Genomic DNA, 22,111 nt, shown 5'->3' with positions numbered 1-22,111 from the left:
CCGGACGGGGTGCCGGCGATGCGAGATCTCAGACCGGCAGGGGAGGCCCGCGCCGCGCGGGAAGCGTGAGGCAGACGCGCCGGGCGGGCGCGGGGACGTGTGAGGGGACGATGCCGTGGCGGGCGGCGACGGGCGCCGTCCGGGCGGCCGTGGGGCGCGCGAGCAGCGCCGCGGCGAGTGCCTCAGCGACGAGCGCCGCGAGGGAGCCGAGCGCGTCGATGAGCGTGGCGGCACGACGAATCCCCACGTAGGTGATCACCGCGGCACCGAGGTGGGCCAGGGGCATCGAGGCGGCGTGGTCGCCGGCGGTGGCGGTCACGAGGGAGGGCGCGGCGTGGCCGGCAGGGGCGGCGTGTCCCGCGTGTCCGGCGTGGCTTGTGGTCGCGGAATCCGCCGCCAGAGGCGCCCCGGCGCCCAGCGTGAACGTCGCGTGGAAGAACACCTGGCTGGCGACGGCGATCGCGGCGAGGCGCAGGCGGCCCAGCGGACGCCCCGCCAGCTGCACGGCGACCGCGAAGGAGCCCGCGAGGGGCACCAGCACCGCGGCGGCGGTGGGGACGTGTCCGCCGGCGAGGCCGTGCAGGCCCAACGCGGACAGCGTCGACAGCGCGGCCGCTCCCGCCGCGCGCGCCAGCCTCACGCCTGCCTCGCTCACGCCGCCGATTCTCGCACGCACGGGGGACAGAGGTCCTACCTGGGGCAGGCGACAATGGACACATGACGGAGCAGACGCCCGCGAAGGAGCGGCCCGACCACCAGCGGTGGAACTACAACATCCACTACATGCGCGAACTGGTGCCCATCATCCCCGAGTCCGCGCGCACCGCTCTCGACGTGGGCTGCGGCGAGGGATACCTGGCTCGCCAGCTCGCGGCCCGCGGCCTCGAGGTGACCGGCGTGGACGCGAACCCCGCGGCCATCACGCGTGCGCGCGCGCAGGGTCACACGGTGGACCTGCTGGACTCGGAGGACGAGCCGCCGGCGCAGTCCCCGTCCATCACGTATCGGGTGGGCGACGTGCTCACCGAGGAGTTGGGCGAGTTCGACGTGGTGACCGTCTCGGCGACGCTTCACCATCTCGAGCTCGAGCAGGGCCTCACGCGACTGCGCGAGCTGGTCGCCCCCGGCGGCCGACTGCTGGTGGTGGGGATGGCGAAGTCGAGCTGGCCGCAGGACCTCCCGCGCGACGTGTGGGCGACCTTCGTCGACAAGTTCCACCGGCTGTTCCGCGGCTACTGGGATCACGGCTGCGACTGCGTCTGGCCCGCGCCGCACACCTTCCGCGACGTCGAGGAGGCGGCCGCACGGCTCCTGCCTGGCGCCGAGTTCACGCGCGAACTGCTGTGGCGCTACACGCTCACGTGGGAGAGGCCCGTCGAGTAGTCGGGGGCCGTTGTCCGCGGCGGCGCCAACGCGTCGCCGGTGCGTCCGTAGTGCGCCGAGGCTGATGGGAGCCGGGGACGGTTCAGCTGGCGTTGTGCTCGGCGCCACAGTCGGCAGTGCACACCATCCATCCTGCGCCGTCCGACCCGACTACGCGTTTAGGCTCGTACCCATGACCGCCGACCCGTTCATCGTCCCCCTCGAGCGACTCCGCGAGCGCACGTCCGCCAAGTGGCGCTACTACGCCCCGGATGTCCTGCCGCTGTGGGTCGCGGAGATGGACGTGGACCTGGCACCCCCATCCGGGAAGCGCTCGAGCGCGCGGTGCGGGACGGCGACATGGGCTACCCCGGCTCGACGCCCTATGTCGAGTCCTTCGCGGCCTTCGCCGCCGCGCGGTGGGGCTGGCGCGTCGACCCCGCGGATGTCACCCCGGTGCAGAGCGTGATCCTCGGATATGTGGATGCCCTGGTCGAGCTCACCGACCTCGGCGGCGCGGTGATCGTCAACCCGCCCGTCTACCCGCCGTTCTTCTCGTACCTGCGACAGGCCGGGCGTGAGATCGCCGAGGCGCCGCTCACCGCGGACCTGCGCCTCGACCTGGACGCGATCGAGCGGGCCATGCAGCAGGCGACTACGGGCGGGCGCCGCGCCGCCTACCTCCTGTGCAACCCTCACAACCCGGGCGGCACGGTCCACACGCGCGCCGAGCTCGAGTCCGTCGCCGCCCTCGCCGCCCGCTACGGGGTGGGTGTGGTCTCGGACGAGATCCACGCGCCGATCGTCCTCGAGGGCTCGCGCTTCACGCCGTACCTTGACGTCGATCCGACGGGGCTCGCGCTGCACGCGGCCTCGAAGGCGTGGAACCTTGCCGCGATGCCCGCCGCGCTGCTCGTGGGCGGCCCGGGCTCGGCGGCCCTCGCATCGTTCCGCGCGGGCAAGCATCACGGCCCGGGGCACCTGGGTGCGATCGCGCAGGAGGCCGCCTACGCTCACGGCGGCGACTGGCTCGACGGCATGCTCGCCGGCCTCGACCGCAACCGCTTCCTGGTGCGCGACCTTGTCGCCGCCCACCTGCCCGGGGTGACCCACACGGTCCCCGAGGGCACCTACCTGACGTGGCTGGGATTCGGGACGATGCTCGGGGAGGACCCCGCCGCGGTGCTCCTCGAGAAGGGTCGGGTCGCGCTGAACAGGGGCCTCGACTTCGGCACGGGGGGCGAGGGGCATGCGCGCCTCAACATCGCGACCAGCCCGGCCATCCTTGAGGAGGCCGTGCGCCGGATCGCGAGCGTGCTCCCGCAGCAGTAGGGTCTGCCGCGGTCGAGCCGCTGTCGAGCCGCGGCGTGCGTAGGTCAGGCCATGGTGCGCAGCAGCGCGTCGAGGCGCTCGCTCGCCTCGCGCATGCGCGCGACCCCGCCCAGGTTGAGAAAGCCCGTGCGGTGGTAGTCGTCGGGGAAGCGGTGGCTGGTCACGACCATGGTGCCCGCCGCCGTCGCCCCCATGTCGACGCGCATCCAGGTGAGGACGTCGGGGAAGATCTCGCTCACGAACGTGAAGGCGAGGAGAGCGCGGGGCTCGACGCGCTCGTAGCGCCCGTAGAACGCGAAGGTGTTGCCCTCGGGGTCCGCCTGCACCACGCGCCACGCCCCGCCCGGCTCGACATCCATGTCGACCACGCCGTTGGTGTAGCCGTGCGGCGCCCACCACTGCTTGACGAAGAGCGGCTCGGTATACGCCGTCCAGACGCGCGACACCGGATGCGCCAGGCGGGCGGTCTGCGCCAGCACCGGCGGCTCCGCGGGCACCTCGAACGTGATGTCCATTGCGACCTCCCGGGCAGGCGCCGGGCACCGTGCCCGTGCCTCCAGCCTGGTATCCGGGAGGTCGCGCGTCAACCCGTGGGGACTAGGTGCCCGGCCGGAGCACTCCCTTGCCCATGCGCAGGCCCTTGGCGATCTTCGAGTCGGGGCCGCGACTGGCCTCGACCCGCTCCGCGATCTTCCCCAGTGCCGCGGCGGCGAGGGGGATGGCAATGGCCATGAAGATCCAGCGTCCGAATCGTCGTCTCATGTGTGTACCTCCGGTGGCGACAACGCCACTGCCCCGCGAGACCTTCCCCGCGAAGGCGGCCGGGGCATCGTCCCCGCAGGAACGATGCCCCGGCCGGGCCTACGCGCCCGGTCCGGGGCGACCGGGGCCGGGGGTGGGGTCGATGAATGCGGGGTGCTCCTCCTGGAGGGCGGCGAGCTCCGCCTTCTTGGAGGCGCGCAGGCTCGTGGCGACCGTCACCGCGAGGACACCCACGATCACCAGCAGCGACCACGTGGTGGGCACGGTGGGGACGCCGGGCCACACGCCGTGCGCCCAGTGCAGCACCAGCTTGATGCCGATGAATCCGAGGATCACGGACAGGCCGTAGCCCAGGTGGACCAGCTTCGACAGCGCGCCCTCGAGCACGAAGTAGAGCGCGCGCAGGCCCAGCAGCGCGAACGCGTTGGTCGCGAACACCAGGTAGGGGTCGGAGGTGATGCCGAACACGGCGGGCACCGAGTCGACCGCGAAGACCACGTCCGTGGTGATGATCGCGGCCATCACCAGCGCGAGCGGGGTGAGCGCGCGGCGACCGTTCATCGTGACCGTGGCCTTGGAGCCGTGGTACTCGCCCGTCACGGGGAACACCTTGGACATCATCTTGACGATGCGCATGTTGCTGGGATCGACGTGCTCGTCCTCGGTGCTCTGCGCGTCGCGGAACACCTTGACGGCGGTGGCGAGCAGGATCGCGCCGAACAGCAGGAAGGTCCAGTCGAACGTCGCGATGAGGCTCGCGCCGAGCGCGATGAACACGCCGCGCAGGATGATCGCGCCGGCCACGCCGATCAGCAGGACGCGCTGCTGGAGGATGCGCGGCACCGCGAAGGCGCTGAGGATGAGGATGAAGACGAAGAGGTTGTCGACGGACAGCGACTTCTCGACGATGTACCCGGTGTAGTACTTCACGCCGATCTCGGACCCGTGCGCGGCCCACACCCAGCCGCCGAATGCGAGCGGCAGCGCGATGTAGAACGCGGACCAGCCCACGGCCTCCTTGAAGGAGACCTCGTGGGGCTTGCGGGTCACGACGAAGTCGAAGACCAGCAGTGCGATGACGGCTGCGATGGTGCCGAACCACAGGCCGGGGGTCGCGATCGACTCCAGCGCCGCGGGGGCGGGGGTGGTCTCGAGGACAAGCGGGGACATGGGTCTCCTCAGGTACGGGTCAGCGCCTGAGGTCTCCTTCGCCGTGTCGAGGACGCGGCGTCCGCCCGGGAGATCCACGAAGACCTCGTACTGACCGGGACGAAACTTGGGAAGTACTCCCCTCGGGGGATAACAGTAGGTCACGCGGGCGCTGGTGGCTACCTACTCCGCGATTTCCACCTTTTCCGCGGCTCCGCCACACGCCTCGCGCGCTGGTGGCCGCCACCACCTCCGCGGCTCCGCCACACGCCGCGGGCGCATCTGGCCTCAGATCCGGCTTGCGGAGCGCGACACGCCGACGACACGCCGACCGGTGTGTGGCGGAGTCGACATTCGGTGTGGCGGAGCCGCTGGGAGGCCGGGGCTGCGGCGGGGCGGGGCGGGGGGCGGGGCGCGGAGGCGTCAGGTCAGCAGCGCACGGAAGGCCTCCGCCGCCCGCTGGGGCGCCCCCTCGCCCAGCGCGAGGAACAGGCTGGGCTCGGTGAGCTCGAGTTCGAGCAGGACGGGCCCCTCCGCGGTGGGCAACAGGTCCACTCGCACATACGCGAGGTCGGGGTGGCCGAGACCGGGCAGCGCCGCGATCACGCGGTCGGCGAGGGCGCGCTCGGCAGGCGTGGCCACGGTCGCCGCGACCTTCTCGTCGGCGTAGAGCCCGGTCTCCCAGGACATGTCGCGCGACAGGATCGCGGCCTTGCGCGCGGCGTGCGAGAAGCGTCCACCCAGGTAGATGAGCGCGGTCTCGCCCGCGGTGTCGACCTCGGCGAGGTAGGGCTGGAGCATCGCCACCTTGCCCTGGCGATGGAGCTCAGCGACGTGCGCACCAGCCCCGGCGGCGTCCCCGTCGAACAGCTTCGCGCCGTTCGAGCCGGCGCCCACCGACGGCTTGACCACCAGGTGACCGCCCAGGGCGACCACGGCATCGGCCGGAACCCGTTCTCCCGGCGAGACAAAGGTCGTGGGAACCACGGGGATCCCCGCGGCAGCGAGGTCCGCGAGGTAGCGCTTGTCGGTGTTCCACTCGACTGTCGCCACGGGGTTGACCAGCCGCGTCACCTCGGCGGTCGCGCGGGCCCAGGCGAGGAACTCGTCGAGGCGGTCGTGATAGTTCCAGGTGCTGCGCAGGATCGCGACGTCGAAGGCGGCCCAGTCCACGCCGGGGTCCTCCCACGCGACCAGCGCGGCCTCGGGGAGATGGGGCAGGAGCAGGTCCTCGTCGGCATCGGGGACGGGCAGGTCGCGCGTGGTGACGATGGCGATGCGGGCGGTCATGCGACTCACGGTAGCCGGTGCCGGAGTGGCGCCGGGACGATGCCCGCGTCCGGCGATAGCGTCGCGACAAGGGGGTGGCCATGGCGCGGTGGCAGCGGGGCCTGGCGGTCGGTGCGGCGCTAGTTGCCGGGGCGGCTCTGGGCTTCACGGCGTACCTGACTGTCGTGCGCGTCCTCGACGCCGCCTCACCGGCCGCGGCGCCCGCTCCCACGGCATCGTCCACACCCACCGCCACTCCCACGGGGGATGGCACGTGCCACTGGGTGAACTTGCCGGAGGACGCCAAGCCGCCGGTCGCGGAGCAGGCCGAGGGACTACCCGAGGCGCGCCTGCTCACCGACGCGGTGTGGGACTGCGTCGACGACACGTGGGTGGTCGAGACGCGGCGCGTCGAGACCGATGGCGCGCCGATCGGGGGACGGCGCAGGCGCTGTACCTGTCGCCGCCCGAGGGTGACCTGGTGCTGCTCTACGAGCTACGCACGGACGTGCAGGTCGAGGTCGTGGCGTTCGACCTGGCGGCGCGCCTCGCGTGGACGGCACGCCTGACCGGCGGAGACGGTTACCAGGTGGTGCAGATCGAACTCGAGGACGGGCTCGTGGTGGAGGACTGGGGCGCTGGCGCGGTGCCTCCCCTGCAGCGCTGGGGTGAGGGAGGCCGGGTCTTCTCCGTCGCGCCGGTGAGGGACCTCGCGGACGGCACGGTGCTGTGGGCGGGGTACTCGTATCGCTCGACCGTGCAGTCGCTGTTCCTCTACGTGGGGGACGGCGAGTTCCAGGCGCTCGCGGCCCAGCGCGCGATCGGGGGCCTGCTCACGGGTGGCGGGGTGGACTCCCACGGCGACGTGGGCGCGGAGGTGTGGCTCGATGACGACGGCACCGTCGCGGTGATGCTGATCCAGCGCGCGGCGGGAAGCGAGTTCCTCGCCTCGGCGGGAGGGACGTGGGTGGTCATCGACCTGGTGACCGACCAATGGCGCCTCGTCGAGGCCACGTCGTTGCCGGGCGGGTTGTGTGGTCCCGCCGAGGACGCGCGCGTGACAGGAACGGCGCAGTCGCCTGGGGCGCTCGCGGCCGTGTGCTGGACGGGGCCCGAGTCTCAGGAGAGCGTCGAGCTGGTGGTCGAGTAGGCGCTCCGAGTCCTGAGCGTCGCGAAGGGACCGCGGAATGGCGCGGGCGCGCGCGGTGTCGTATCCGGTGGGAGGTGACGCGTGAGCACCGATGCTGAGGGCGACGAGGTCCTGATCGTGGGCGGAGGCCCCGTGGGGCTGACCCTCGCGCTCGGGCTCGCGCATCACGGGGTGCGGTCGACGGTCATCGAGCGCGACCTCACGACGCCGCGCGGATCGCGCGCCTTCGGCATCTGGGGGCGCACCCTCGAGATCCTCGAGGATTGGGGCCTCGTGGAGCCCTTCCTCGCCGAGGGCGACCGGCGCGCCCGTGTCGCGCCCGCCGACATCCGCACCGAACGCCCCATCTTCTCCCTCGACTTCTCGCCGCTCGAGGCCGAGTCGGCGATGCCGGGCATCGTGCTCCTGCCGCAGGCCTCGACCGAGCGCCTGCTGCGCGACGCGATCACGGCCGAGCCGCTCGCGACCGTGGTCGGAGCGGAGTGCCTGTCCGCGCGCGACGAGGGTGACCACGTGGTCGCGGTGGTGAGGGACGATGCCGGGGTCAGGGAGCTTCGCGGCTCGTATCTGGTCGCGGCGGACGGCTCGCGGTCGGTGGTGCGCGAGGGACTTGGCATGCGGCACCGCGGTCAGATCATCACCGTCAACCTCTTGGTCTTCGACGTCGAGCTCGAGGACGGCGGCCTCGAGCCGATTCGCATCGACCCCACGCGGCGTGGCCTGTTGGCCGCGCTGCGCTTCGAGCCGGGCCGCTGGCGCGTGCTCATGACGATGCCCTCGGATCCGGTGCCGGTGTCGTTGCCGACCGAGGGGCCGCCGCCGCGTCGCCCCGACGTCCCCGTCGAGGAGTTGGCCCCCGCGGTGAACCGGCTCTTTGGCGAACGCGCTCACCGGGTGACGTGGCAGTCCCAGACCACCCTCTACCAGCAGGCGGTGCCGCGCTTCCGGGTGGGCCGCATCGTCCTCGCGGGAGACTCCGCCCACCTCATCTCGCCCGCGGGCGGCCAGGGCATGAACCAGGGCTTGCAGGACGCGGAGAACCTCGCGTGGACCCTGGCCGCGGTAGTGGAGGGCGCGGATCCCGACCTCATGCTCGACGGCTACGACCGCGAGCGCCGCGACATCGCGACCGCGGTGCGCCGCCGTGCCTACCTCAACTCCCTGCTGGAGTTCCGCACTCCGGTGTGGACCCGGCCCGCCGCATTCTGGGCCATGCGGATCCTGCTGCGGTCGCGGACCGCATCGCGCCTCCTCACCCGTCGGTTGTCGATGCGAGACCTCCGCTACCGCAGCCGGCACAGCGGGCGGTTGCTCGGCGGTGGGTGGTGGGGCGCCCGCCGGGCGGTGGGGCGCCGCGTGCCTGACGCCGTGTTGCGCTCGGGCGAGAGGCTCGCGTCGCTGCTCGGCGGTCGCGCGGCGGTCGTGGGGATCGGGGTCGACCCGCCCGCGATCGACGGACTCGCCACGGTGGTCGTCGACTCCGGTGAGGCGCGCCGAGGTCTGCGCCGGAGCCTCCGCCGCGGCCACGTGCTGCTCGTGCGGCCGGATCGGCACGTCGCGGCGGTGCTGCGTGGCCCCACCGCGGCCGACCTCGCCGCCGCGGCCCGCGCCACGGGGCTGGTCCCATGAGCCGCCGGGTGCGGCTCCATCGTTCGGACTGCTCGGGGCCCGGTTACGGGCGAGTGCGCTCGGGCAAGGGCTTCTCGTATCGCGACCGCCACGGCGCGACGGTGCGGGACGCCGCCGTACGCGCACGCATCGAGGCACTCGCGATTCCGCCCGCATGGACGGACGTCTGGATTTGTGAGTCTGACCGCGGTCACCTCCAGGCGGTGGGGACGGACGATGCCGGGCGCCGCCAATACCTCTACCACCCGCAGTGGCGTGAGGACAGGGATCGCGAGAAGCACGACCGCATCCTCGATGTGGCGCGCCGCCTTCCCGCGGCCCGTGCCGCGGTCGCGGAGGATCTGGCTCGCGCCGACATGTCCAGGGAGCATGTGCTCGCGGTGTGCTTTCGGCTCCTGGACCTGGGTCTCTTTCGTGTGGGCGGGGAGAGCTACGCCGCGGACAATGGCTCGTACGGACTCGCGACGCTGCGACGCGACCACGTGAGGATCGACGCCGACTCCCTCGAGTTCTCGTACGTCGCCAAGCACGGTCGCGAGCGCAGGCTGGTCCTCCAGGACGCTGCCTGCGCGGATGCGCTGGCGACGCTCAAGCGGCGCCGTGACGGCGAAGCCGAGCTGTTCGCGTGGCGTGAGGACGGGCCGCCCGTGGTGTGGCGCGACATCACCAGCGCCGACATCAACGCGTACGTGCGCGAGCGCCTCGCGACGGAGGCCACCGCGAAGGACTTCCGCACGTGGCACGGCACCGTGGTCGCCGCGCGCGGGCTGGGCGCTCTGGCTCCGGCGGCAGACCTGAGCCCGACGGCGCGCAAGCGCGCGGTGGCAGGCGTGATGAGGGACGTGGCCGAGGCGCTCGGCAACACCCCCGCGGTCGCGCGCGCGTCCTACGTCGATCCGCGCGTCGTGGACCTGTGGGAGGACGGGGTGTCGCTGGCTCCCGTGGTGGATGCCCTCGGTGTCGAGGGCCTGGGCGTGACCGGTGGCGAGGCGGTGCCAGGCGAGAGGCCCGAGCACGCTCAGGATGCCCTTGAGGCGGCCGTGCTCGACCTGTTGACCCGCTCGCCGGAGGCGGCGAAGCGACGGATCAGGGCCGCCGCGCGCGAGGTGTCGTCGGGGCCTGTGGGAAGGGCGCGCGACCGCTCACGCGCCTGAGCGTGCTTTGCGCGGCGTGCCACTCTCCGCCACACGATGTGCCGCGGCTCCGCCCCACCATTCTCCGCGGCTCCGCCACACGCGTCTGCGCCAATGGGACACCCATGGTCGTTTCCGCGAGGTTGATGCGCGCCATGGGACACCCATGGTCGCCGGCGTGTGGCGGAGCCGCGAGAAAGGGTGCGCGAGTGCGAGCCGCGAGAGTCAGCGGCGAGTGATCCGGCGTCGGCGTCCCTGGGGGAGGGAGCGGGACGCCGACGCTCGGAAGGGGTGCGGCCCGGGCGACCAAGTCCCCGGATGGTCGCCCGAGCCACGCTCTAGAGGATGGCTTCCTTGCCACCCCACGTCCTGTGACAACGACGGTAACCGTCCCGCGGCGCCCCCAGCGGGGACCTAGGTCCCTGAGTGGGGAACTCTTACATGTGGGGCGGCAGCGGAGGCTGCTCGACGGACTCCTCGCGCTCGGACGGGGGCGGGGCATCGTCCGCGCCCTCCGCGTCGCCGCGTTCGGTGCCGCGGCGCAAGACGCCGGCGAACGCGATGACCAGCACGAAGGCGAGCCCCGCTCCCAGGGCGGACATGCCCAGGCCGGCGCGTGCGTCGGCCTGCTCGATGAGCCCGCCCGCGATCCACGCGCCGAACGCGATGCCCACGCCCATGCCGATGCGCAGCCACGCCATGCCCTCGGTGATCTGGTCCCTGCGCACCACGCGCTGCACGACGGTGTCGGCGTTCGTGAGGGTCGGCGCGATCGTGAGTCCCGCGAACAGCCCCAGCACCGTGAGCACCGCGATGTTGGGCGCGAACACGAGCGAGCCAAACCCGGCCGCCATGAGCAGCGCGCCGATCACGGTCCGCTTCCACAGCGCCGTGCGCCAGTGACGCGCTCCGTACAGCAGGCCGCCCAGCAGCGAGCCGGCGGAGACCACCGCGATGATCACGCCCGACAGCGTCTGATGTCCCGACTCCTCCGCGAACGCGACCACCGAGATGTCGAATGCGCCGAACATCGCGCCGATCCCCAGCGCGACCAGCGACACCGCGATCACGGCGGGCGGCAGCTTCCAGCCGAGCGAGCTGCCCGAGTCCGCGCCGCGCGGGGCGGGCTCGGTGCCACGCTGGGCGAGCAGGATCGTCATGCCCACGACGAGCCCCACGAGGCACACGACCACGCCCAGCGGCGGCCACACGAGCGTCGCGAGGATCGTCGCGAGCGCGGGTCCGCCGACGAACAGGACCTCGTCGAGCGCGCCCTCGAGAGCGAACGCGGTGTGGATGTCCTTGTCGGAGTGCAGCAGGTGCGACCACCGCGCGCGGGTGAGAGATCCGAGCGGCCCCTGCAGCGACGCGATCGCGACCGACACCCACAGCAGCCACTCGGGGCCGCGCGTCATCGCGGTCCAGATGGCCATGCTGGCCCCCGCCACGAAGATGATCGTGAGGGGGATCATCGCGGCACGCTGCCCGATCCTGTCGACGAGCCGCGCGGTCGGCACCGTCTGTGCCGCCCACACGAGCGTGCCGATCGCCGCGACGCGGCCCGCCATCGCGTAGCTGTCGTACTGCAGCTGCACCATGAGGATCATGGAGATGTTGAACATCGAGATCGGCAGGCGCGCCAATAGCCCCGCGAAGGCGAAGGCCTTGGCGCCGGGGTGAATCAGGATCGAGCGATAGGTGTCGAGCACGAGGGCAATGCTCTCACTCCGCGGGGACACCCGCGGGGCGCCATGGCACCGTGTGTCAGGACGATGCGGCGGGCGGGGTGTCGTCCCCTCCGGGGAGCGAGGCGTGCCGCCTTCGCCGAGCGTGCCGATGCCGTCGCCCGCGGTGTCCCGCGGCGGCGGCAGATGCGTGCGCGAGCGACGCCTGCGGTCCTGAACGATGAGGGCCGCGGCGCCGCCGATGAGGATGAGCGCGCCCAGCGCGACCAGGCCCCACCGCACGAACGGGCCCCAGTCAAACTGCGACTCGGCGCCGCCGACCACGCGGATCTCGTCCGCCGACAGCAGGTCGCCGAGCCCCAGGCGCACGGTGTTGCCCGTGATCTCGCCGGCGCTGGCCTCGCGCACCAGCCCGGGGAACGTGAAGGCGACCTCGACGTCGACGGCGCTCTCGATGAGCGCGAGCTGATCGCCCGCTCCTCCCAGGGAGGCGGCCTGGCTCGCGGCGCCCGTCTCGATGGTCACCACGAACGCGTCGCCCTCGCGGACGATCGCGGTGCCCGCGCCGAACGGCGTGGACCCTGCCGCCTCGGTGATCGCGTCGAGCGGCACGTCGACCACGTCGATCTCGACGCCCTCGCGGCCGTCGTCATCGCTGTATTCGGACACCGTGACCGAGCCCGGATACGCCTCCTCGAGGGGCGCGAGCTGCTCGCTAATCGCCTCGACGTCGAGCAGCGAGTCCACGTCGAGCGGCACGTCGGGGACCTCGACGCCGTCGGGAAGGTCCATCCCGGTGAGGTCGCCCAGCTGCTGCGTGAGCGCCGTGCGCGCCTGGCTGGTCATCGCGACCACGGCGTGCTGAGAGAAGGTGTCGTCCTCGCCGAGCGTGGTCTCGGTCGAGACCCGCACGCAGCCCGTGAGGACCAGCGCGAGGCCGGCGAGGACGACACCGAGTCGCCTCATCGCGAGGGGTTCTCCTCCGGAGCGTCGTCGCTGGAAGCGGGCTCCGTGGACGCGGTCTCCACCGGCACGGACGGCTCGATCGGCGCCGTCTCGGCAGCCTCGACCGCCTCCGGCGTGGCGGGCGGAGCGAACACCGCGGTGTCGCCCGCAGCGGGCGCGGGGACGGGCTCGAAGGTGCCGGTCGGTGCGGGGGCCGCGGCGGCATCGGTCACCGGCGCGTAGGGAGCGAAGGCGGCCTCGCCCGCGGGCGCCGGACGGCGGCGCACCACCACGAGCACCACGGCGATGCCCGCAAGCACCAGCACGCCGGCGCCGATCGCGATCCAGGCCCACAGCGGCAGTCCGGTGTCGGGGCTCGCGGCGCCGCGGGCGCTGAGGTCCTCGTCGAGCGTCATGAGGTCCCACGTGACCGTGGTGCCCTCGAGCGTGCCGTTGTGCTCCGACACGGGGCCGGGGAACGTGATCGCGAGCGTCATCTCCGCGCCGGGGATGGAACCCATGTCCTCGCCGCCGGTCGCGTCGAACGCTCCGGCCACGACGTAGTCATCGCCGTCGCGGGTGATGCTCATGGAGCCGTCGCCCTCGTCGAGGCCCGCCAGCGGCTCGCCCGTGAAGGTGATGAGCTGGCCGATGTGGGTGTCGTCCTCGTAGGGCTCGACGGTCCCGTTCTCGAAGTCGGCCCCGGTCTCGGACGAGAACTGCTCGACCAGGTCCTCGTCGGTCATCTCGAACGCCTCGCCCGAGCCCTTCTCGACGGCCATGAGGAACGAGCCGTCGGCCGTGTCGTCCTCGTTGAGGGTGATGGACATGTCGATGCGCAGGCAGCCCGCGAGGGCGAGCGTCGCCACCAGGCCGAGGGCGATCGCGCGGAGAGTGGTTCTCATGCCCTGAACCCTCCCATGAGCGGGGTGGCCGCGCCAACCCCTACCGAGCGTGGGGCGGGGGTGGACGCAGGGACGATGCCGTGGCCGGGCGGGGCGCTGCCCTCCGCGCCTGGGTGGGCCGGGAAGGCCTGCGCCGGGCCGCCACGGTGGCCGCCGCCGCGCCGATCACGACGAGGGCGGCCAGGACGCCCGGCACCGCCGAGGTCTCCCGCACTGCCGAGCCGCGCGCCTCGAGCACCTCGGGACCGCCGACGAGGTCCCACGTCACGGTCCTGCCGTCCACCTGACCATTCGCGGATGCCACCGGCCCGGGGAAGGTCACGGACACGGTGAGGCGCGCGTCCTCGAGCGACGCGGCGTCCTCCTCCGTGACCGCCGACGCGGGGCCCGACACCACGAACTCGTCGCCCTCGCGTGTCACGCCGAAGCGATCGGCGGTGGGCGCGAACTCCGTGAGCGGCTCGTTGCGGAACGTGACCTCGGTGCCCACGAGTTCGCCCTCGCTCCACCCGTGCTGGCGCGCATGAGACAGGGTCGCGGACAACCCGGACTCGGCGTAGAGCTGCTCCGCGGCCTCGCGGTCCGACGTCCCCAGCGCGGCGCCCGTGCCCTCGCGGACCGCGAACACGTAGGCGCCGTCGACCGTGTCGTCTGGTGAGAGCTCGAGGTGGGCGTCGAAGCGCATGCAGCCGGACAGCACGACGGCGAGCGCGAGCGCACCCCACACGGTCGCTGTCCTCATGCGCACCAGGGTGGCACGCCGCCCCCGGGACGTCGCGCAGGCGCGCTCAGCCCTCGAGCGCCTCCGACACGACCTCGCGCGCGGCGGCCTGGACCTCGCCCAGGTGCGACTCGGACACGAAGGACTCGGCGTAAATCTTGTACACGTCCTCGGTGCCGGACGGGCGCGCGGCGAACCAGGCATCGTCCGTCGTGACCTTGAGGCCGCCGATCTTCGCGCCGTTGCCTGGCGCCGCGGTGAGCTTGGCGGTGATGGGCTGGCCCGCCAGGGAGGTCGCGGGCACCTGCTCGGGAGCGAGCGCGCCCAGGCGGGCCTTCTCGTCCTTGCTCGCCGCGGCGTCCACGCGGGCGTACCAGCTCTCGCCCAGGCGCTCCACGAGACTGCGGTGAAGGACGGCGGGCGACGCCCCGGTCACGGCGGTGATCTCGGACGCGAGCAGGCACAGCAGGATGCCGTCCTTGTCGGTGGTCCACACGCCGCCGTTCCGGCGCAGGAATGATGCCCCCGCGGACTCCTCGCCGCCGAAGCCGACCTCTCCCGACAGCAGGCCGGGCACGAACCACTTGAAGCCCACCGGCACCTCGAGCACCGGGCGACCGAGGTCCGCGCCGACGCGGTCGATCAGGCTCGACGAGACGAGCGTCTTGCCGATCCTGGCATCCGCCGGCCACTGCGCGCGCGCCCCGCCGTAGAGGTAGGCGATCGCGGCGGCGAGGTAGTGGTTGGGGTTCATCAGCCCGTCGCGGGTGACGATTCCGTGGCGGTCGGCATCGGCATCGTTCCCCGTCGCGATGTCATAGGGCGCGCTGTCTCCCGCCATGAGGCCGCGCAGCGAGGCCATCGCGGACGGCGACGAGCAGTCCATGCGGATCTTGCCGTCCCAGTCGAGGGTCATGAACGCCCAGCGCGGGTCGACCTCGGGATTCACGACGGTGAGGTTCAGCCCGTGCTCCTCGCCGATCGCTCCCCAGTAGTCGACGGCCGCGCCGCCGAGCGGGTCAGCGCCGATCCTCACGCCCGCCTCGCGGATCGCGTCGATGTCGATCACGGACGGCAGGTCGCGCACGTAGGCGGCCATGAAGTCGTGCTTCTGCGTGGTGTCGGCGGCGAGCGCCTTGGCGAGCTGGAACCGCGGCACGCTCCTCCAGCCCTTGGCGAGGATCTCGTTGGCGCGGTTCGCGATCCACGACGTGGCGTCGGTGTCGGCCGGGCCGCCGTGCGGGGGTTGTACTTGAAGCCGCCGTCGCGAGGGGGTTGTGGGAGGGCGTGATGACGATGCCGTCCGCAAGGCCCCGCCCCGACGTGCGCAGACCCTGGGGCGAGGTGGCGCCGTTCGCGACGAGGATCGCGTGGCTCACCGCGGGGGTGGGGGTGAAGCGGCCCTGCGCGTCGATCATGACGCGCACGCCCGCGGCGGCGAGCACCTCGAGGGCCGTCTCCCACGCGGGTCCCGACAGCGCGTGCGTGTCCTTGCCCATGAAGAGCGGTCCGTCGTAGCCCTGGGCGGTGCGGTACTCGATGATCGCGGCGGTGGTCGCGACGATGTGTGCCTCGTTGAAGGCCGTGTCGAAGGCGCTGCCGCGATGCCCCGAGGTGCCGAACGCGACCCGCTGATCCGGGACCGAGGGGTCGGGAACCTTGTCGTAATACTCACCCAGCAGGGCGTCGACGTCGATGAGGTCTTCGGGAAGGGCGATGGTGCCTGCGCGCTCATGCATGACCCCTACTCTTCCACGCCGGTCCGACAGGTGCCAGGGACCGTGTGTCGGGTCACGGAATGTTCACGAAACGGCAAAGACGGGTGAGAGGGATGGTCACGAGTGACTAGGCTGGACGACGTGTCAGCAGCCGAGGGATCTGCGCCGCGAAGGGCCGCCGGAGAGGGCGCCAGGCCCGCGCGGGGACGACTGCCGCGCCTGCGCTCCGGGCCGCCCGTCACGCCCGGTCCCGCGGCCGCCGCGCTGATCGTGGCGCACGACCAGGCGCGCCGCATCGCCGCCACGGTCCGGGCCGCGCTCGCGATCCCCGGCGTCGACCTCGTGCTCGTGGTGGACGACGGCTCGACGGACAACACCCAGGACCTCGCGCGCCGGGCCGGCGCAGTCGTCGTGCGCCACTCCCACGTGCGCGGACGCTCCGCGGCCGTCGAAACCGGCGCCTCGGTCATCGCGATGAGGGACGAGCCGGGCGCCCCGCCCCGCGCGGTCCTGCTGCTCGACCCCAACCTGGGCCACTACGCGATCGGTGCGGCGCCCCTCGTGCCCGCCGTCCTCGAGGGCGTGTGCGACCTCGCGATCGCGCTCACCGATGCGCAGGCGGTCGCCCCCGGAGTGCCCTCGGGGATTGCGCGCACCGCGGTTGAGCGCGCGACCGGATGGTCGCCGCGCCAGCCGCTGAGCCGCATCCGCTGCGTCACCCGCGAGGCGCTCGAGGCGTCGCTTCCGCTCGCCCGCGGATCGGGTCTCGAGCCGGGCATGACGCTCGACGTGCTCGCGGCGGGACTCGCGATCACGGAGGTCGAGTGCGACATCAGGCACAAGGGCCCGTCGATCGACGACCGCACTCCCATGGGACGCGCCAACCGGTACCGTGAGGTCCTGACGGCGGTGAGCACGCGCCGCGTGCGCGCCTCGATCGACTCGACCCGGGCCGCCATCGTTCGTCGCCGCCCCGAGGCGGCATCCGACCCGAGGGAGGACGCGTGACGCTTCCGCGCTACGCCTACCTGGGTCCCTCCGGCACCTTCACCGAGGCCGCGCTGCTCGCGATGGTCGACCCCTCCGAGGTCGAGGCCGTCCCCGCGATCGACGTGTTGACCGCGCTCGCGGCCGTGCGCGACGGTGACGTCGACTACGCGGTGGTGGCGATCGAGAACACCGTCGAGGGTGGCGTGACCGCGACGCTCGACACGCTCGCGGCGGGTGCGCCGCTGGTGATTCTGGGTGAGGTCGTGCTCCCCGTGTCCTTCGAACTCGTCGCGCGCCCCGGCACCGCGATCGAGGACGTCACGGCCGTCGCGGCCCACTCGCACGGCCTCGCGCAGTGCAGGCGCTGGCTCGCCGATCGCCTACCGGGTGCCGTGCACGTGTCCGCGACGTCCAACGCCGCCGCGGCGGGAGAGCTCGCGCAGGGCGCGACGGGGTTCGAGGCCGCTCTCGCCCCTCCCGGGCTGGGCGCCCGGCTCGGGCTCGAGGTGCTCGCGGCGGGTGTCGCCGACAACGCCCACGCGGCGACGCGCTTCGTCAAGGTGGGGCGACCCACCGCGGTGCCCGCGCCGACCGGCGCGGACAAGACCACGCTCGTGGTGCATCTGCCGGACGACCGTGCGGGAGCGCTGCTCGAGATGCTCGAACAGTTCGCCGCGCGCGGGGTCAACCTCTCGCGCATCGAGAGCCGCCCGCGCTCTGACCGCCCCGGTGAGTACTCGTTCTCGATCGACGCACTCGGCCACATCGACGAGCCGCGCATGGCGGAGGCGCTCATGGGCCTGCGGCGCACCAACCCCGTGGTGACCTTCCTGGGTTCGTATCCGGCCGCGACCGGCTATCCGACGCCCATCACGCCGGGCACCTCGGCCGAGGACTTCTCCGAGGCCCGCGCCTGGGTCCAGGGCCTGCGCTCCGGGCGCCACTAGCCCCCTTACTCGTCGCGCGCGACGTCCTCCGTGCCCTCGGTCGGCTCGGCCTCGGGATTGGCCTCGGCGTCCTCGACGGCCTCGGCCCCCGCGACCGTGGATGCGGGCACCCTCAGCACCAGGGCATCGGCCTGAACCTCCGCCTTGATGCGCGTGGCTCGGCCGAGCGACTCGCCATCCACCTGAACCTTCTGCGGCTCCTTCACACGAATCTCGAAGGCCTCGCCGCGCGCGTGGTCGATCCGCGAGTTGCGCCAGAAGCGATTGACGCGCGGCTCCTTGAGACCGGCGCCCTGCGCGACCACGGTCCCGAACAGCTCGGTCCATCCGACGATGCCGCCGCGCGCGTCGAGCGTCGCGATGTCGATCTTGCCGTCGTCGAAGCTCGCGTCGGGGATGAGCTGGATGCCCGCGGGCAGCCGTCCGACGTTCGCCATGAGCACGGTGCGCATGCGGCCCACCACGGGATCGCCGCCGTCGACCGAGATCGACGCCTCCATGCGCTTGCCCAGGTGGCGGATCGCCGCGAAGAAGTACGCGACCCAGCCCAGGCGCTTCTTCAGCTGATCATCTGCACCGGCGACCATCTCCGCGTCGAGGCCCGCACCCGCGATGACGAGGAAGATGTGTCGCTCGCCGTCGCCCTCGCCGTCCGGCGTGCGTGCGAGCTCGAGCCAGCCCACGTCCGCGCGGCGCTCGGCTCCCTCGAGAGCGGTGCGCAGCAGCGCGGGGGTGTCGCCGAGCGGCAGGTCCAGGTTGCGCGCGAAGAGGTTGCCCGTCCCCATCGGCAGGATGCCCATGGGCGTCCCGGTGCCCGCGAGGGCCTCGGCGACCGCCCGCACCGTGCCGTCGCCGCCCACGGCGACCACGACATCGGCGCCCGCCGCGAGCGCTTCGCGCGTCTGGCCCACGCCGGGATCATCGGCCGTCGTATAGAGCCACATCGGCTGGGGGAGATAGCGAATCGCGCACGCGCGCATCGCGTGCTCGCGGAGCTCGGCGACGCCGGCCTTGGTCGGGTTCGCGATGAACGCGACCCGCTCGTGCGCGTCGGCGCGCGCGGCCGCCGCGCCCAGGTCGAGCGACCGCATGGTCTGGATCCGCAGCAGTCGCCGCCACGTCGGGGGCACCGCAGCGGGGTCGCGGATGCCGATCCTCCTGGCCAGCCCCACGACGAGCGCGAGCGCCACCAGGGCGAGGAGCAGCGCGACCGCTCCGAATGTCAACGCCACGACTGTCATGGAAAGAGCCTAGTTGCGCACCTCTAGACTGGCACGCATGATCGACCTCAAGCTGCTGCGCGCCGCACCCGACGTCGTCAAGGCGAGCCAGATCTCCCGAGGCGAGGACCCCGGCACGGTCGACCAGGTGCTCGCCGCGGACGCGGCGAATCGCGCGGCGATGCAGGAGTTCGAGGCGGCCCGCGCGGAGCAGAAGGCGCTGGGCAAGGACGTGGCGCGCGCGCAGGGCGAGGAGAAGCAGGCGCTGCTGGCCCGCACCAAGGAGCTCGCCGCGCGCGTCAAGGAGTTGCAGGCGGCGGCCGATGCCGCGGCGGCCACCGCGGTCGAGCTCGCCCGGTCGTTGGGCAACCTCCCCGAGCCGGGCGTGCCTGCCGGCGGCCCCGACGACTTCGCGGTGCTGCGCCACGTGGGCACCCCGCGCGACTTCGCCGCCGAGGGTGTGACGGTCAAGGACCACCTCGAGTTGGGCGAGGGACTGCGCGCGATCGACATGGAGCGGGGCGCCAAGGTCTCGGGCGCGCGCTTCTACTTCCTCACCGGGATCGGTGCGCGACTCGAACTCGCCGTCCTCAACGCCGCGATGGCCACTGCGCTCGACGCGGGTTTCACGCCCATGATGACGCCCACGCTCGTGCGACCCGAGGTCATGGCAGGCACGGGCTTTCTGGGCAAGCACGCCGACGAGATCTACCGCCTCGAGCGTGACGACCTCTACCTCACGGGTACCTCCGAGGTGGCCCTGGCCGGCTATCACTCCGGCGAGATCGTCGACCTCGAGCCGGGGCCGCTGCGTTACGCGGGCTGGAGCGCGTGCTACCGCCGCGAGGCGGGATCGGCCGGACGGGACACGCGCGGCATCATCCGCGTCCACCAGTTCCACAAGGTCGAGATGTTCGCGTACTGCCGCCCCGAGGACGCCGCCGCGGAGCACGCGCGCTTCCTCGAGACCGAGGAGCGCATGCTGCAGGCGCTCGAGCTGCCGTACCGCGTGATCGACACCGCGGCGGGCGACCTGGGGTCGAGCGCCGCGCGCAAGTTCGACTGCGAGGCGTGGCTGCCGTCGCAGGAGCGGTGGATGGAGGTCACGTCGACCTCCAACTGCACCACCTATCAGGCGCGCCGCCTCGCGATTCGTGAGCGCCGCGAGGAAGGCAACGAGCCGGTGGCGACGGTCAACGGCACGATCGGCACGACGCGATGGCTGGTTGCCCTCCTCGAAAACCACCAGCAGGCCGACGGCTCGGTCTACGTCCCCGAGCTGCTCCGTCCCTATCTGGGCGGGCTCGAGGTGCTCGAGCCGGTGCGCTGACCATGAGCGACCGCGAGATGCGCCCCCCGCTGACCAACGATGCGTGGCGACTCGTGGGCCTCGACATCGACGGCACGCTCATGCACTGGGGCGGCGACATGTCCGACGCCGTGGTCGACGCGGTCGAGCGCGCGCGCATGTGCCGCAATCACGTGGTGCTCGCGACGGGGCGCAACATCGTCGGCATGATGCCGGTCGCCCAGCAGCTGGGGATCAGGCGCGGATGGGCGGTGTGCTCGAACGGGGCCGTCACGGTGCGCCTCAACCCCGGCGCGGCGGGAGGCTACGACATCGTCGAGAGGGTGACCTTCAACCCCCGGGCCGCGCTCGAGCTCATCCGCACCGAGCTCCCCGACGCGTTCTACGCGGTCGAGGACCTGGGTGTGGGATTCCTCGTCAACCGTGAGTTCCCCGAGGGCGAGCTCGTGGGCCGCCAGCGCGTGGTCGCCGACTTCGACGAGCTGTGCCACGACGAGGCTACGCGCGTGGTGATCAGGGCGCCGGGCGTGGACGTCAGCCACTTCGACACGCTCGTGCACAGGATCGGGCTCAACGACGTCACCTACGCCGTGGGGTATTCAGCGTGGCTCGACCTCACCCCGCCCGGGGTGTCGAAGGCCTCGGCGCTCGAGACCCTGCGCCGCCAGCTCGGCGTATACCCCGACCACACCGTGGCGGTGGGAGACGGCAACAACGACATCGAGATGTTGCGCTGGGCGGGGCACTCGGCGGCGATGGGCACGGCTCCCGACCACGTGCGCGCCGCCGCCGACGAGGTGGTCGGGTCGGTCGAGGAAGACGGCGTCCTGACGGTGCTCGACCGCCTCATCGATCCGGACCGGCTCGCCGTCCTGTAGGGCCCTCCTCCTCGATCGTCAGCACGACCTTGCCGAAGGCCTCACCCGACTCAAGCAGGCGATGGGCCTCGTGCGCCTCCGCGAGCGGGACGGTCGCATGCACGATCGGGCGCACGGCGTCGGGCACGAGCGGCCACACCTCGCGCGCGACACGAGCGACGATCGCGGCGCGCTCCTCGAGGGGACGCGACCGCAGGGTGGTGCCGAGGACGCTCGCGCGCTTGGCAAGCAGCATCCCCAGATCGAGCTCGCCACGGCTGCCCTTGAGGAGGCCGATGACGACGAGCCGCCCACCGGTGCGCAGCGCGCGCAGGTTCGCACCCAGCGCCGCGGCGCCGATCACGTCGAGGATCACGTCGGCGCCGCCCTCCGCCTCGACCAACGCCGACCACTCCTCGCCGCGGTGGTCGAACGCGCGTGCCGCCCCCAACTCCTCGCATCGGCGTGCCCGCTCGGGTCCGCCCGCGGTGGCCAGCACACGCATGCCGCGCGCCGCCGCGATCTGAATCGCGAGCGTCCCCACCCCGCCCGAGCCGCCGTGCACGAGCACGGTGTCCCCGGCCACGGCATCGGCCGCATCCAGGGTGGACACGACCGTGCAGGCCGCCTCGACGAGTGCGGCAGCCTCGACGTCACTCACCTTGTCGTGAACCGGCAGCACCAGCGACTCGTGGACGGCCACACTCTCGGCGTAGCCCCCTCCGGGCAACAGCGCGCACACGCGCTGACCGACCCTCCATCGGGACGATGCAGGGGCGGCCGAGACCACTCCAGCGGCCTCCAGCCCGGGCCACGCGGGCGCCCCGGGGGCGGTGGATACAGGCCCCGACGCTGGAGGAGGTCCGCCCTGTTCACCCCCGCGGCTGTGATCCGCATCACGATCTCCCCGGTGGCGGGAACCGGGTCGGGGGCCTCTTCCAGGGAGGACACGCTCGCGTCTGCCGATGCCGTCGCGAATGACACCTTCATGAAATATCTCCGGTTCTCGCGTCATAGTTCGCGCCGCA

The 22,111-nt window shown here is 72.5% G+C and carries 20 protein-coding genes and 1 pseudogene; 10 read left to right on the top strand and 11 right to left on the bottom strand.

Features of this window, described 5'->3' with window-relative positions; genetic code table 11:
• Positions 1 to 28: 28 nt before the first annotated feature.
• Entirely contained in the window at positions 29 to 655 is a 627-nt protein-coding gene (locus QUE44_RS10000; protein WP_286214377.1) for a hypothetical protein, read from the bottom strand.
• Positions 656 to 717: 62 nt separating this feature from the next.
• Here QUE44_RS10000 and QUE44_RS09995 point away from each other — a divergent pair, with 62 nt between their 5' ends.
• Both QUE44_RS09995 and QUE44_RS09990 read left to right on the top strand, forming a co-directional pair.
• Positions 718 to 1,383, top strand: a complete 666-nt coding sequence (locus tag QUE44_RS09995; RefSeq protein ID WP_286214376.1) for a class I SAM-dependent methyltransferase — start codon at positions 718 to 720, stop codon at positions 1,381 to 1,383.
• A gap of 324 nt (positions 1,384 to 1,707) precedes the next feature.
• Entirely contained in the window at positions 1,708 to 2,694 is a 987-nt protein-coding gene (locus QUE44_RS09990) for a MalY/PatB family protein (RefSeq protein ID WP_350226825.1), read from the top strand.
• Between the two features lie 44 nt (positions 2,695 to 2,738).
• Here the strand turns inward: QUE44_RS09990 and QUE44_RS09985 are convergent, their stop codons facing one another.
• The 4 genes from QUE44_RS09985 to QUE44_RS09970 form a co-directional block, all read right to left on the bottom strand.
• Positions 2,739 to 3,209, bottom strand: a complete 471-nt coding sequence (locus tag QUE44_RS09985) for an SRPBCC domain-containing protein (RefSeq protein WP_286214375.1) — start codon at positions 3,207 to 3,209, stop codon at positions 2,739 to 2,741.
• 82 nt (positions 3,210 to 3,291) lie between these two features.
• Complete coding sequence (locus QUE44_RS09980) at positions 3,292 to 3,426, bottom strand: hypothetical protein (protein WP_286214374.1); 135 nt, start codon at positions 3,424 to 3,426, stop codon at positions 3,292 to 3,294.
• A 129-nt stretch (positions 3,427 to 3,555) separates the two neighbouring features.
• Positions 3,556 to 4,626, bottom strand: coding sequence for a TerC family protein (locus tag QUE44_RS09975; RefSeq protein ID WP_286214373.1), 1,071 nt, complete (start codon positions 4,624 to 4,626; stop codon positions 3,556 to 3,558).
• Between the two features lie 402 nt (positions 4,627 to 5,028).
• Positions 5,029 to 5,895, bottom strand: coding sequence for an ATP-grasp domain-containing protein (locus QUE44_RS09970; protein WP_286214372.1), 867 nt, complete (start codon positions 5,893 to 5,895; stop codon positions 5,029 to 5,031).
• Between the two features lie 80 nt (positions 5,896 to 5,975).
• Here QUE44_RS09970 and QUE44_RS09965 point away from each other — a divergent pair, with 80 nt between their 5' ends.
• From QUE44_RS09965 to QUE44_RS09950, 4 genes are all read left to right on the top strand, one after another.
• Positions 5,976 to 6,443 carry a hypothetical protein gene (locus QUE44_RS09965; protein ID WP_286214371.1) on the top strand — a complete coding sequence of 156 codons (468 nt, stop codon included), beginning with the start codon at positions 5,976 to 5,978 and terminating at the stop codon, positions 6,441 to 6,443.
• Positions 6,356 to 7,024, top strand: a complete 669-nt coding sequence (locus QUE44_RS09960) for a hypothetical protein (RefSeq protein WP_286214370.1) — start codon at positions 6,356 to 6,358, stop codon at positions 7,022 to 7,024. Before QUE44_RS09965 ends, QUE44_RS09960 begins: the two co-directional genes overlap by 88 nt.
• Before the next feature lie 81 nt (positions 7,025 to 7,105).
• A complete protein-coding gene (locus QUE44_RS09955) occupies positions 7,106 to 8,653 on the top strand; it encodes an FAD-dependent monooxygenase (protein WP_286214369.1) in 1,548 nt (515 codons plus the stop codon).
• Positions 8,650 to 9,807 (top strand): DNA topoisomerase IB, encoded by a 1,158-nt coding sequence (locus QUE44_RS09950; protein WP_286214368.1) that lies wholly within the window; start codon positions 8,650 to 8,652, stop codon positions 9,805 to 9,807. The genes QUE44_RS09955 and QUE44_RS09950 overlap by 4 nt, the downstream gene beginning before the upstream one ends.
• Positions 9,808 to 10,223: 416 nt before the next feature.
• On the opposite strand, the gene QUE44_RS09945 is transcribed toward QUE44_RS09950, so the two are convergent.
• The 4 genes and pseudogenes from QUE44_RS09945 to pgm all read right to left on the bottom strand — a co-directional run bounded on the left by QUE44_RS09945 (position 10,224) and on the right by pgm (position 15,781).
• Positions 10,224 to 12,437 (bottom strand): MFS transporter, encoded by a 2,214-nt coding sequence (locus tag QUE44_RS09945; protein WP_286214367.1) that lies wholly within the window; start codon positions 12,435 to 12,437, stop codon positions 10,224 to 10,226.
• Positions 12,434 to 13,321 (bottom strand): LppM family (lipo)protein, encoded by an 888-nt coding sequence (locus tag QUE44_RS09940; protein WP_286214366.1) that lies wholly within the window; start codon positions 13,319 to 13,321, stop codon positions 12,434 to 12,436. Before QUE44_RS09940 ends, QUE44_RS09945 begins: the two co-directional genes overlap by 4 nt.
• Before the next feature lie 40 nt (positions 13,322 to 13,361).
• Entirely contained in the window at positions 13,362 to 14,063 is a 702-nt protein-coding gene (locus QUE44_RS09935) for an LppM family (lipo)protein (RefSeq protein WP_286214365.1), read from the bottom strand.
• A 46-nt stretch (positions 14,064 to 14,109) separates the two neighbouring features.
• Positions 14,110 to 15,781, bottom strand: a pseudogene (gene pgm / locus QUE44_RS09930) (phosphoglucomutase (alpha-D-glucose-1,6-bisphosphate-dependent)).
• A gap of 120 nt (positions 15,782 to 15,901) precedes the next feature.
• Between pgm and QUE44_RS09925 the strand changes: the two are divergent.
• Complete coding sequence (locus QUE44_RS09925; protein WP_286214364.1) at positions 15,902 to 16,768, top strand: glycosyltransferase; 867 nt, start codon at positions 15,902 to 15,904, stop codon at positions 16,766 to 16,768.
• On the top strand, positions 16,765 to 17,697 hold the full coding sequence (gene pheA, locus QUE44_RS09920; protein WP_286214363.1) for a prephenate dehydratase: 933 nt from the start codon (positions 16,765 to 16,767) through the stop codon (positions 17,695 to 17,697). The genes QUE44_RS09925 and pheA overlap by 4 nt, the downstream gene beginning before the upstream one ends.
• 5 nt (positions 17,698 to 17,702) lie before the next feature.
• On the opposite strand, the gene QUE44_RS09915 is transcribed toward pheA, so the two are convergent.
• The gene (locus QUE44_RS09915; protein WP_286214361.1) at positions 17,703 to 18,938 is read right to left on the bottom strand and encodes a diacylglycerol/lipid kinase family protein; all 1,236 of its coding nucleotides are present in this window, start codon (positions 18,936 to 18,938) and stop codon (positions 17,703 to 17,705) included.
• Positions 18,939 to 18,975: 37 nt separating this feature from the next.
• Here QUE44_RS09915 and serS point away from each other — a divergent pair, with 37 nt between their 5' ends.
• The gene (gene serS, locus QUE44_RS09910) at positions 18,976 to 20,247 is read left to right on the top strand and encodes a serine--tRNA ligase (RefSeq protein WP_286214359.1); all 1,272 of its coding nucleotides are present in this window, start codon (positions 18,976 to 18,978) and stop codon (positions 20,245 to 20,247) included.
• A 17-nt stretch (positions 20,248 to 20,264) separates the two neighbouring features.
• Positions 20,265 to 21,104, top strand: a complete 840-nt coding sequence (locus tag QUE44_RS09905; RefSeq protein ID WP_286214357.1) for an HAD family hydrolase — start codon at positions 20,265 to 20,267, stop codon at positions 21,102 to 21,104.
• Here QUE44_RS09905 and QUE44_RS09900 read toward each other — a convergent pair.
• A complete protein-coding gene (locus tag QUE44_RS09900; RefSeq protein ID WP_433997165.1) occupies positions 21,073 to 22,098 on the bottom strand; it encodes a zinc-binding dehydrogenase in 1,026 nt (341 codons plus the stop codon). The two genes, QUE44_RS09905 and QUE44_RS09900, sit on opposite strands and share 32 nt — an antisense overlap.
• Between the last annotated feature and the right edge of the window lie 13 nt (positions 22,099 to 22,111).

Source organism: Demequina sediminis, from assembly GCF_030296675.1.
GTDB lineage: Bacteria > Actinomycetota > Actinomycetes > Actinomycetales > Demequinaceae > Demequina > Demequina sediminis.
The sequence above is the reverse complement of the archived record's forward strand: the minus strand, read 5'-3'. Positions and strand labels throughout refer to the sequence as shown.

Bases quoted from the DNA above. Each gene is read 5' to 3' on its own strand.
- QUE44_RS09975 (WP_286214373.1), bottom strand. From the start codon at position 4,626: ATGTCCCCGCTTGTCCTCGAGACCACCCCCGCCCCCGCGGCGCTGGAG.
- QUE44_RS09905 (WP_286214357.1), top strand. From the start codon at position 20,265: ATGCGCCCCCCGCTGACCAACGATGCGTGGCGACTCGTGGGCCTCGAC.
- QUE44_RS09945 (WP_286214367.1), bottom strand. From the start codon at position 12,437: ATGAGGCGACTCGGTGTCGTCCTCGCCGGCCTCGCGCTGGTCCTCACG.
- serS (WP_286214359.1), top strand. From the start codon at position 18,976: ATGATCGACCTCAAGCTGCTGCGCGCCGCACCCGACGTCGTCAAGGCG.
- QUE44_RS09985 (WP_286214375.1), bottom strand. From the start codon at position 3,209: ATGGACATCACGTTCGAGGTGCCCGCGGAGCCGCCGGTGCTGGCGCAG.
- QUE44_RS09970 (WP_286214372.1), bottom strand. From the start codon at position 5,895: ATGACCGCCCGCATCGCCATCGTCACCACGCGCGACCTGCCCGTCCCC.
- QUE44_RS09935 (WP_286214365.1), bottom strand. From the start codon at position 14,063: ATGAGGACAGCGACCGTGTGGGGTGCGCTCGCGCTCGCCGTCGTGCTG.
- QUE44_RS09965 (WP_286214371.1), top strand. From the start codon at position 5,976: ATGGCGCGGTGGCAGCGGGGCCTGGCGGTCGGTGCGGCGCTAGTTGCC.
- QUE44_RS09915 (WP_286214361.1), bottom strand. From the start codon at position 18,938: ATGACAGTCGTGGCGTTGACATTCGGAGCGGTCGCGCTGCTCCTCGCC.
- QUE44_RS09980 (WP_286214374.1), bottom strand. From the start codon at position 3,426: ATGGCCATTGCCATCCCCCTCGCCGCCGCGGCACTGGGGAAGATCGCG.
- QUE44_RS09940 (WP_286214366.1), bottom strand. From the start codon at position 13,321: ATGAGAACCACTCTCCGCGCGATCGCCCTCGGCCTGGTGGCGACGCTC.
- QUE44_RS09900 (WP_433997165.1), bottom strand. From the start codon at position 22,098: ATGACGCGAGAACCGGAGATATTTCATGAAGGTGTCATTCGCGACGGC.
- QUE44_RS09950 (WP_286214368.1), top strand. From the start codon at position 8,650: ATGAGCCGCCGGGTGCGGCTCCATCGTTCGGACTGCTCGGGGCCCGGT.
- QUE44_RS09995 (WP_286214376.1), top strand. From the start codon at position 718: ATGACGGAGCAGACGCCCGCGAAGGAGCGGCCCGACCACCAGCGGTGG.